This window comes from Pedobacter sp., assembly GCF_039594775.1.
Classification (GTDB): Bacteria; Bacteroidota; Bacteroidia; order Sphingobacteriales; family Sphingobacteriaceae; genus Pedobacter.
Map to the genome: position 1 here is coordinate 113067 of NZ_JBCNMT010000009.1, position 11721 is coordinate 124787.

8 protein-coding genes are annotated in these 11721 nt (G+C 39.1%); 5 read left to right on the forward strand and 3 right to left on the reverse strand.

All coding sequences use genetic code 11. The features are described from left to right. Positions 1-44: 44 nt before the first annotated feature. Genes ABDV71_RS17990 through ABDV71_RS18010 form a run of 5 tightly spaced genes read left to right on the forward strand, consistent with a single transcriptional unit; the run spans position 45 to position 4137 of the window. Entirely contained in the window at positions 45-1022 is a 978-nt protein-coding gene (locus ABDV71_RS17990) for an alpha/beta fold hydrolase (RefSeq protein ID WP_343535041.1), read from the forward strand. A 1-nt stretch (position 1023) separates the two neighbouring features. Then, positions 1024-1890 carry a patatin-like phospholipase family protein gene (locus ABDV71_RS17995; RefSeq protein WP_343535043.1) on the forward strand — a complete coding sequence of 289 codons (867 nt, stop codon included), beginning with the start codon at positions 1024-1026 and terminating at the stop codon, positions 1888-1890. A 4-nt stretch (positions 1891-1894) separates the two neighbouring features. After that, positions 1895-2350: an SRPBCC family protein gene (locus ABDV71_RS18000; RefSeq protein WP_343535045.1), complete on the forward strand. Its 456-nt coding sequence runs from the start codon at positions 1895-1897 to the stop codon at positions 2348-2350. 54 nt (positions 2351-2404) lie between these two features. Continuing rightward, entirely contained in the window at positions 2405-2785 is a 381-nt protein-coding gene (locus ABDV71_RS18005) for a PH domain-containing protein (RefSeq protein ID WP_343535047.1), read from the forward strand. 5 nt (positions 2786-2790) lie between these two features. Beyond that, positions 2791-4137, forward strand: a complete 1347-nt coding sequence (locus ABDV71_RS18010) for a deoxyguanosinetriphosphate triphosphohydrolase (protein ID WP_343535048.1) — start codon at positions 2791-2793, stop codon at positions 4135-4137. An 80-nt stretch (positions 4138-4217) separates the two neighbouring features. On the opposite strand, the gene ABDV71_RS18015 is transcribed toward ABDV71_RS18010, so the two are convergent. The 3 genes from ABDV71_RS18015 to ABDV71_RS18025 form a co-directional block, all read right to left on the reverse strand. Beyond that, complete coding sequence (locus tag ABDV71_RS18015) at positions 4218-5099, reverse strand: type IX secretion system membrane protein PorP/SprF (protein ID WP_343535049.1); 882 nt, start codon at positions 5097-5099, stop codon at positions 4218-4220. Positions 5100-5142: 43 nt separating this feature from the next. Next, entirely contained in the window at positions 5143-10284 is a 5142-nt protein-coding gene (locus tag ABDV71_RS18020; protein WP_343535050.1) for an MBG domain-containing protein, read from the reverse strand. Positions 10285-10564: 280 nt separating this feature from the next. After that, a complete protein-coding gene (locus ABDV71_RS18025) occupies positions 10565-11704 on the reverse strand; it encodes an AraC family transcriptional regulator (RefSeq protein WP_343535052.1) in 1140 nt (379 codons plus the stop codon). Positions 11705-11721: the final 17 nt, after the last annotated feature.

Consider the following 11721-nt stretch of genomic DNA (forward strand, 5'->3'; position numbering starts at 1 on the left):
AGTTGAATTTCTATTAAAAGCGTATTTTTAATGAAACTATTCGCATGAAGACTTTTTTTAGAACCTTCCTCATTATCATCGCCTCTCTTGGAATTGTTTATTTGCTGGGTCCAAAAGTACCTGAATCTGTATATGACATCGCCCTACCAAACCCTATTGCTATTGATTCGGTATCCAGCTACGTTAATCGTCTAGAGAAACAACACCGATTGAAGCCTGATAACCAAGCTGAAATTATTTGGGCAGACAGCGCACAGCAACAAACGGAATACGCGGTAGTTTACCTGCACGGTTTTTCGGCATCCAAAGAAGAAGGTGAACCGGTACATCGTAATTTTGCCAAATCTATCCATGCCAATCTCTATTTAAGCCGCTTGGCCGACCATGGTATAGATACTATTGCGCCAATGCAGTATTTCACCGCTGACAGACTTTGGGAAAGCGCTAAACAAGCCTTAATTATTGGCAAAGCCTTAGGTAAAAAGGTAATATTGGTGGGCACTTCTACTGGTGGTACGCTGGCCTTGCAATTAGCGGCAACCTATCCAGAAATCCACAGTATCATATTAATGTCGCCAAACATTGCTATTAACGACGACAAAGTATGGGTTTTAAGTCATCCTTGGGGATTACAAATTGGCCGTTTGTTTACTGGAGGTAAAGAACGTAGGGTAGATGACAGAAATCCTCTTTACAAGAAATATTGGTACACTCACTATCGTTTAGAATCTGTGATGCAATTACAAGAGTTAGTTAAAACGAGTATGACCAAAGCTATTTTTGAAAAAGTGAAACAGCCAACCTTACTACTTTATTATTATAAGAATGAAAAGGAACAGGACCCTGTAGTAATCGTACCGGCCATGCTCAAAATGTTTGATGAGTTGGGCAGTACCAAAAAAGAGAAGCAAGCTTTGCCTAATGCGGGAAATCATGTCATCGGCTCATCCATTACCTCCAAAGATGTCCCGGGAGTAGAAAAAGCAATTGGAAAATTTGCATCAAAACACATCATTCAATAACATGTCCAAAAAAAAGATACAATTGGTTTTAGGTAGCGGGGGTGCTAGAGGCTTAGCCCATATAGGCGTAATTGAAAGCCTAGAACGCGATGGATATGAAATTTGCGAAGTAGTCGGCTGCTCTATGGGGGCTGTAGTTGGTGGGCTTTATTGTGCTGGCTTTTTAGGAGAATACAAAAATTGGTTGTCTACTTTGAGCAGAAGCAATGTGTTTAGTTTGGTGGATTTTACTTTTAATAGCCGAGGTTTTGTACGTGGCGAAAAAATATGGACGCAAATTTCTAAAATTACAGGCAACCAACAGATTGAAAACCTCAAAATCCCTTTTACGGCAGTGGCGACAGATATGCTCAACATGCAGGAAGTGCATTATCAATCAGGCGATTTGTTTACCGCCCTACGTTCCACGATTTCTATCCCTGGTGTATTTACACCCGTAATTGACCATAATACAGTGTTGGTAGATGGCGGCGTGCTTAACCCCCTTCCTATCAGCGCCGTTAAAAGAAGAGAGGATTGTGCCATGGTTGCCGTTAACATTAATGGGCGTAACGAACCTCTTGCACAGCAGGAAGAGACAAAACAAAAAAGCAGAAACTGGCTACAGCGATATTGGAATAACAGCAACAAAAACAACAGTCCTAAAATATCTTTCTTCGACCTTATGAATACCTCGTACGATTTTACCCAAGACCGTTTGGTGCAACTAACCATCGAGCATTATCAACCCGATTTAGTGATAGAAATCCCTAGAAATGCCTGTGGGACTTTTGATTTTCATAAATCTACGCAGTTGATCGAGCTTGGGGAAAAGGCTTACGAAAAAGCCAAACAACTCAAACAAAATTCCCTGCAAAAAGCTTCTTAAAAAGATGGAAACAAAAAATAGTCCTTGTGTAGAAACTCAAATGTTGATCAGAAAACCTGCCGTTGAAGTGTTCAATGCTTTTATTGACCCAGCGCTAACCACCAATTTTTGGTTTACAAAATCTAGCGGAAAGCTTGAAACAGGAAAAACCATTACTTGGCATTGGGAAATGTATGGTGTATCTGCCGATGTATTGGTTAAGGAAATTATACCTCACGAAAGAATTGTTGCCGAGTGGGGCAATCCAGCCACCACCATCGATTTTAACTTTACAGCTATTGACAAACAGAACACCTATGTAGTCATTAAAAATTATGGCTTCCACGAAACCGGCGATGACCTAATTGCAGTAATCAAAGACTCTACTGGCGGATTTACCACTGTTTTAGATGCTTGCAAAGCCTATTTGGAACATGGGCTAAAACTTAATTTGGTGGGCGATAAGTTTCTTTCTAAATAAGTCCTTATTATTTGAAATTTTACTTAACATCGCAAAAAATATTCATCAAAAATAATGGGACTTTTTTCAAACTTAATGGGCAACGCTTCTACCGTTAGCCAAGACGATCTTTTAAAGAATTACGGACAGCTACTTATCGATAACGAAAAAATCGAATTAGGTTTCAAATTGTTCAGAGACACCTTTATGTTCACCAATAAACGACTAATTATTGTTGATATACAAGGGCTTACCGGCAGCAAAACAGAATATCTTTCTATTACCTATAAAAGCATCTCGAGGTTCAGTGTAGAAACCGCAGGCACCTTCGACCTAGATGCAGAGCTAAAAATCTGGATTTCAAGTGAAGTTCTTCCAAGCATCAAAAAGAAATTCAATAAATCTGTAAATGTTTACGAAGTACAAAAAGTACTGGCTACTTATGTAATTGGATAGTGATGATGGAATGGAAAAAATTGTTATCTGCAAAACGTTGGGGGCACGAGCAAAAGCCAATTAGGGATACAGATGAAGCTAGATCTCAATTTCAGATTGACTATGATAGATTGATTTTTTCTTCGCCTTTTAGACGATTACAGAACAAAACTCAGGTATTTCCCTTGCCAGGAAGTGTTTTTGTACATAACCGTTTAACACACAGCTTAGAGGTAGCCAGTGTGGGTCGCTCTTTAGGGCGTATATTCTACAACCAGACCAAAAAAGACAATCCTAATATTGATACGGAAGTACCGTTAATGAGTGAGGTAGGCAACATTGTAGCCGCTGCTGCACTGGCGCACGACTTAGGAAATCCCGCTTTTGGACATTCAGGAGAAGCCGCCATTTCAAGGTATTTTACTAATGGAGAAGGCAAAACCTATCTAGATCAACTTACCGAAGAACAAAAAAAAGATTTTACACATTTTGAGGGTAACGCTAATGCTATTCGTATTTTAACACATCCATTTGAAGGGAAAGGCAATGGAGCTTACGCCTTAACTTATGCTACTTTGGCAGCTATTGGAAAATACCCTTGCGAATCCATCTTAGGTCATCAAAAACCTTTGTTGCATCGTAAAAAATATGGCTTTTTTCAATCAGAGAAGGAAATTTTCAGAACTATTGCTACCGAATTAGGCATGATTTCCGATAGTGAAAAGCCATTAGGTTATTTCCGCCATCCATTGAGCTTTTTGGTAGAAGCTGCTGATGACATTTGTTATGGCATTATTGATTTGGAAGATGCACATCGCTTACAAATATTAAGTTTTGACGAAGTAAAAAACCTTTTGCTACCGCTTTGCAAGGGTGAAAATTTAGCGGAAAGACTGGAGAATGATTTGGAGGATGATGATGCCAAGGTAAGTTTATTAAGGGCCAAAGCAATCAGTACTTTGATCTATGAATGTTCCCATATTTTTTACAAAGAGCAAGAAGCAATTCTCAGTGGCACATTCAATAAAAGCCTAACAGATTCCCTGCCTAAGCAATATTCAGATGCATGGAAAGAAATAGAGAGAATTTCCATTGAAAAAATCTACAACTACCAATCGGTAATACAAAAAGAAGTTTCCGGATATAAGGTAATGGCTGGTCTGTTGGAAGAGTTTGTACCTGCTTTAGTACATAATGATACGCACTACTACAAAAAACTGGTGAAGCTCATCCCAAAACAATTCCATACAGAAAAGGAAGATCTTTATTCGCGAGTGCAAAGTGTATTAGACTTTGTATCAGGCATGACCGATTTATATGCCGTGGAGCTTTATAGCAAAATCAAAGGCATATCTTTTCCTTCGGTAACTTAAAAGCATGAAAAAGCCCCGAAATAAATTTCGGGGCTTTAGGTATAAGGAAAGTTTTCCGTTATACCGGGGGTCGAGAGCTGTTAAAATTTAACCCTTAAATTTACCTCAAAATTACCTGTGGTATAACCATTAAGCGGGGCTGTATTAGAGGTGTAAAGGCCGGAAATCAAATATTTCTTTTTGAAATCCATTCCCAAACCAAATGTTGCATTTTTGGTGCTGTGGTACATTCCAGAAAACAAAATCTGTCTATCAATAATGGCAACCTGAGCACCTGCATCCCATATATTATCTAAGCCTTTGATTGCTCTAAAAGCTACCTGCGGCTCCAATACTACTGCATCTATACCAGTACCAAACAAAAATTTATAACTAGCAGAAGTGAAAAATCTTGGAATGTCTGCGAAACGATCTTCTTTGCTATCCAATATGCGTTTTAAATTAGGGAACGCTGCATGTATAGTTAAACGCTTATCGGTATAGGCCACTCCAAAATCGCCATCTAAATAGGTTTCCCTTTCATTGTACCTATTGGCATCCGGATCATTAACATTACCAACAATGTCGGAGTTGTTCAATCTTTGATTCATCATTCCAACAGATACACCAAAATTTAATTTATTATCATTTGAACCCACTGGCAAATGGTAGGCAAAAGTACCTACTACTCTGGTCTGCCTGGTTAATCCAGATTTATCATTTACAAAGTTGAGGCCCAAACCTACTTTATTAAAACCATGGTCTAAGGTTAAATTTTGTGCTACAGGTGCTCCTGGAACATTATTCCATTGGCTACGATAAGCTAAGTTCAAATTGGTTTCGTTTTCCAATCCTGCAAACGCAGGATTGACGATATAACGGTTATTGAAATACTGCGCCGATAAAGGGTCCAGCTGGGCATAAAGCGAATGGCCTAGGCAGAGGAACAACGCGGTGACGATATATTTAATGTTTATTTTCATTTTTGTTCTTTTTAGAGCGATTTATGGTTAAACTTCTCCTTACTTATTTTCCGTTTCTAACAATAGAGATAAAACCTTTCTTCACGGAATTGCCTTTACCGAAATCAACGATGTAGTAATAGGTGCCCTCTGCTAATGGAGCACCATTAAAAGTTCCATCCCAAGTATTATCGTATTTTACTTTTGAGTAAACCAAACGGCCTGCCTTATCAAAGATTTTCACGACGTTGTTTGGATATAAATCGATGTTTTCTAACACGAAGAAATCATTATAGCCATCACCATTAGGCGTTAACAAATTTGTTCCCGTAATCTTAAAATCTTCAACCACCTCAATGGTAATAGATTTGGTATCGGTACAACCGTTGGCATTGGTAACAGTTACTTGGTAAGTCGTAGTTAAAGACGGCCTGATAGTTAGTGTTGAACCGTTTTGACCCGCAATAATTCCGTTGGCATTGGCCCAGCTATAAGTGGTCCCGCCAGTAGCCACCAATTGGATTTGATCACCTCTACTGATGGTAGTTTTTCCAGCAGCAATGTTAATTACTGGCAACGCGTAAACCGTTAATTGGCCGTTCTGATAAGTTAGGGTGTAGTTAGCGGCTGTGCCTCCCGTAATGGCTAAAGTGTAATTACCTGCTGCCGAATTAGCAGTTGCCGTAGTGGTAACCGTAGGTGCAGTGGTTAAAGCTGTAGCGGTCTCATTATTTACAAAACCAGTATACCTAACCGTTAAGGCTGGATTTGCAATTCCGAAACAACGTGCTTTGTTTTCTGCGATGGCTACAAGCGCCGCTTTATTTACGACTAAGGTTCCATTTACATAACTCACGTTATAGTTTGCCGAAGTTAACCCAGAAGGGGTAATAACATAGCTATTTGCATTGATGGCATTTTGTGAAGTACCTCCGTAATTAATGGTTCCAGTTACGCTATTTGTTTCATTGTCTCCAGAGATGAAACCCGCATAAGTAACGCCGTTACCGCCCGTGTATGGTAGGCCGTTGTAAGTTTTTGTAGCGTTTTGTGCCGTTACAGTAAGCGCCGCCTTATTAATAGTCAAAGTTCCATTTACGTAGGTAAAAGCGTAGTTAGCTGAGCTTAAACCAGAAGGAATAATAGTATAAGTATTTGCAGCAACAGCTCCTTGCGAAGTACCTGAATAAACAACCGTACCTGTTACACTATTTGCAACATTATCGCCAGTAATAAAACCTGAATAAGTAATATTGTTTCCACCAGTATAGGCTACTTTATCGTAAGTTTTGGTCGCATTTTGAGCGGTTACCGTTAAAGTAGCCTTGTTAATCACTAAGGTTCCATTAATGTAAGTAATCGCATAGTTGGCCGAACTTAAACCAGAAGGAATGATCGTGTAAGTATTTGCAGCAATAGCCCCTTGTGAGGTACCTGAATAATCAATGGTACCAGTGGTGCTATTTGCAACATTGTCGCCCGCGATAAAACCTGCATAGGCAACATCGTTTCCACCAGTGTAAGCTACTTTATCGTAAGTTTTGGTTGCATTTTGCGCAGTTACGGTTAATGTAGCTTTATTAATAGCTAAAGTTCCATTAGCATAAGTAATGGCATAGTTGTCTGAACTTAAACCAGAAGGAATAATCGTGTAGTTGATGGCAACGTTGATGGCATTTTGTGAAGTACCACCGTAAACAATTGTTCCTGTTACGCTGTTCGCAGCATTATCTCCATTAACAAAACCAGTGTAGTCAACTCCGTTTCCTCCAGTGTAAGCTACCTTGTTATAGGTTTTACTGTCGTTCTTTGCGGTAACGGTTAAAGCCGCTTTATTGATCACCAAAGTTCCATTAGCGTAAGTAATGGCGTAATTAGCCGAACTTAAACCTGAAGGAATGATGGTGTAGCTATTAGCAACGTTGATCGCATTTTGCGAGGTACCACTGTAAACAATTGTTCCTGTTACGCTGTTCGCAGCATTATCCCCAGTAATAAATCCAGCATAGCTGACTCCATTTCCACCAGTATAAGCAACTTTATCATAAGTTTTAGTAACGTTTTGTGCCGTTACCGTAAGTGGGGCTTTATTGATGGTTAAAGTTCCATTAGCGTAAGTAATGGCATAGTTGGCAGAAGTTAATCCCGAAGGAATAATCGTGTAGTTGCTAGCAACGTTGATGGCATTTTGTGAAGTGCCTCCGTAAACAACCGCTCCTGTTACGCTGTTCACAGCATTATCTCCAGTAACAAAACCAGCGTAGCTAATTCCATTCCCGCCTGTATACGCAACTTTATCATAAGTTTTAGTAGCGTTTTGCGCTGTTACTGTAAGTGGAGCTTTATTAATTACCAGTTGCTTGGTAACATTAGTGGCAGCATTGTAAAGGCTGTTTCCTGCTTGTTTAGCGATGATATTTACTACGCCTGCTTTTTTTATCGTTACCGTAGTCCCTGAAACACTCGCAATCGTTTCATCGCTACTTTCGAAAGTAACCGTTAGGTTAGATGTCGACGTAGCACTTAAGGTAAAAGCTGCATCGCCATAAGTTTTTGCAGACAAATCATTGAAAGTAATGACTTGGTTGCTCTTGGTTGTTGCAGCTGTTTTTACATTTGAATAAGTTCCTTGCGTATTTACTGAAGTTTTATTGGCTCTTACTCTAATGTAATAGGTCTTATTTGCAGCCAAACCTGTAACCGCAAACTCATTCACGTTACCTACATCTTTATTTTGATACCCAGTAACAAAAGATGCGAAGGTTGAGCTTTCGGAAACATCCAATAAATAACCATTCACTATACCAGTAACTGGCGTCTCCCATTTCGCTTTAAATCCTTCGCCAGTAACCTCAGTGGCATCCTGTAATACCGGAACGACCATGGCGTAGCTTTCTGTATAATTAGAAAGCGAGCCCGTTTTGGTGAAACCATTCAAAGTTCCATTTCTAGTATTTGCAGTAGCATCTAAGGTTGTGGTGATGGCAGTATTATTGCCCTCGGCAATTCCTTCAGAGAACTTATAGTAAGCTTGCAGTCCTACCGTAGCTGGATCAATTTCTTGGTACATTCCAGCTTGAATCTCAGCTTGGGTGCGCTGAACGTTCCAAATCCTTACTTCATCTAAACTTCCATTAAAATACCTGTTGCCCAGGGAATTGTTCCATTTGCCTAAATGCAAAGGATCAGCAGAGTTAGTCATACCTGAAGGAGTTTGTGTAGTACCTATCACAACGCCATTTAAATATAGGGTTAAGGTAGAATTCGCTCCATTGTGGGTAGCAGCCACATGATACCATCTATTGGCTACCAAATTGGAGGTTGGATAAGAAACATTCTTATCTGGTCCGCCACCGCCCATAGCGAATACCGCCAATTGTCTGTTATAAATAATCAATTCGAGACCGTTGCTGTTTGTACTTTTGCTGATAATCTCCTGCTCATTAACTAAATCATTGAACTTTACCCAAGCTTCAATGGTTTTCATGTTACGGGCATCGAAAGTATTCGCATTCCCTATCTGAACGAAATCGCCACTACCATCAAAGGTTAAGGCATTGCCTGGAGGCTTGATGCCTACGGTTAAGGTCGCCGTAATAGTACCAGAAGCATATCCTCCGTTTGCGGCTTGAGTTGCGGTGATGGTTGTTGTACCTAAACCTTTTATCGTAACTGTATTCCCAGAAATAGTCGCCACATTTGTATTACTACTTGCATAGCTAAATGCACCCATACTATTTGACGTTGGTGGAGTAATGGTGAAGCTACCATCGCTTACCATTTTATCCATATTAGCAAAAGTGCCGAACGTTGGAGTTGGCAAAGCGGTAACAGTAATTTTAAAAGTAGTAGTTGCAGCGCCATAAGCGCCCGAAGCAGCTTGAGTAGCTGTTATAATAGCTTCGCCAACAATACCTACATTGATTTTATTCCCACTAATAGTCGCTACAGCCGTATTGCTACTGGTATAAGTAAACGCACCATTACTCGTACTGACTGGTGTGGTAATGGTAATGGCTGCATCACCTACATTGGCAAACAAATCGCTATTAGCAGTAATTGTTGGCGCTGCCAACGGAGTTGCACTAATCGCATTAGCTTTAGCACTTACTCTATTTAAAGCGTCGGTGGTGGTAATAGAATAATAATAAGTTGTACCATTTACTACAGTATTATCTGTATAACTTGTTTCCGTGTAGCCTGTAGCTAACACATCAGATGTATTAGCTGAAGATGCACCCCGATAAATAGTATACCCAGTAGTTCCACTGACTGCATTCCAGCTAAGCTCAACTTTACTATCAGTTGCGTTAGCTGCGAAGTTAGATGGGGCGGAAGGACCAAAAGTAACTTTATAAATCCTGCCAGCATAGTTAGATACATACAGCTCGTTATCTGGACCATTATCCAAATCATAGCCAGCAGATCCAGTGATTAGATAAGCCTCATTTACCCCTGGGCTGATGTACTTATAAATATTATTATTCTGCCTAGTAAAATATAAATCTCCAGAAGGAGTTACTTTTAAATCCTGGATATAGGTTAAACCTGAAGAAATTTCTTGCTCAGGACCCGAAACCGGTATTTTAAAAAAATTACCTGCCCCATTATATTTACTCACGTATATTGTACCTTGATTATCAATAGCAATACCTCTACCAAGACCTGCTTTAATAATCGTTCCAGAACCAGGGTTATTGAGTGCAAACTTATATAGATTAGAGTTAATATTTGATGAAATTATATATAGATTACCTCCCCAAATAGCCATTCCACCGGGCATAAATGAAACCCCTAAGTTGCTAAACAGGGTGATATTTTTACTTACTGCGTCTACCTTATAAACCTTTCCATTTCCATAACAACCGAAGTACATGTTTCCGTCGCCATCTAAAACAACATCCACTGGTCGATCAAGAGCACAGTTTGTAGCTGGGCCATTTAAATTTTCTTGCTGATGCGTCACACCACCAGCAACCACTTCTTGTGTGCCATCCGGTTTAATTTTCACGATCGCTCCTGTTCTAAACTGCGCCATCTTGGAGTCGCAAGCAACATAAACGTTCTTGTCATTGTCAATAAACATCCCTCTAGCACTGAAAACTTCTCCTCCATCTGCTATAGTAGTTATTGTTTGTGCAGAACTCTTTAAGCCAATAAACAGCATAACGAGCACTAGTAATGATTTGTAATTTTTTAAATCCATATACTTTTTTTGAATCTGATTAAGATATAACCAACATTTAAGGTTATAGAGTAGAACGAATTAATCCAGGTAATTTAGTGTTAGTATAAATTCCGAGATGTTGCGTAACTGGTGTAGATAAAGCCAATCGCAAGTCAATAAAGGTGAGTGAAAGTTTCTTGTAGAATTTTTCCATAAATTGTTAATTAATTTTCGTGGATAAAATTCATCAATAAACACTAAAAATGAGGTCTTTATTCCTCATTCCATGTACTAGATTCGAGAAATTAGTACATCTTTTTTAGGCTGATTTTAGCTTTATAGTACTAATATAAGCCGATGGGGATACACCCATTTGCTTTTTAAATGCAGTAAAAAAGGAGTTTCGAGACGTAAAACCAGCTTCGTTGGCTAGTGCTTCGAGGGTAAGAAATTTATGATCGCCTATTTCGAGCCTTTGTACAATATATTTAATACGCCAAACGTTCACATAAGCATTAAAATTCTGTTCGTAATGGCTATTTAATAATTCTGAAAGTTTATAACTGGGAATATCTGCTGCTACCGCTAGTTTGCTTAAAGTTAATCCTGTTTCTAAATATATCTTACTCTTCGAAAGGTATGCCTCCAAATGATCAATCAATTCAAAATCAGGCAATATCGGCGTTACTTCTTCTTTAGATAAGCTTTGTTCACTTAATGGCTTTTCCTGAAGGGCGCTTAAATCAGTATGAGCAATATTTTCCCCATTCATAACAAAACGTCCGTAAATAAAGTTTGGGTTCACAAAAAAAGCACCTCCTAAGGTTAAGAAACATAGGGCCAAAAAGACAATCATTTTGCTAGAACTAAGGATGATTGCTGCAGAAGTTTTATCAAATAACACCGCTAAATTTAAAGTGAGTATCATCCCAAAGGTTATCAAACAGATCATGGTAATCCCATACATCCACTTCTTACTTTTTTGGGTTAAACTTGCTGATATTGCTGCATTTTTAATTAAATGGTATTGAAGTACTGTGTAAATCAATGCCGTTAAGGGCCAAGTAAACCAATGCCAAATGCCTACTACATATTTTGCGCCACTAAAGGAATAGTTCTGATCTTTTGCAATTTGATCTACAACATACTGCTGACCAACATCATCTAAAAGACAATAAGGCATAACAGAGCAAATGGCCGGAACTGTTACCAACAAATGAAGTAGGTCTGTTTTACGGAAAGAAGCATATTGAGGATAAATTGTTCCTCTGATGTACAGATAAAAACATGGCCCAATGAGATAGTAGAAAGGCAATCCTTTATTAAACAAATATGGGTAATGACGAATATACCCCGTGCTGGTGAGAAGGTACATCACCGCATACCAGATAATGCCCGCAATACCAATGCAGAGCAATAGGTTTTGGTAACGTCTGCCCCGCCCAAATAGAATAAGCAAAACGACAATTAGAGAAA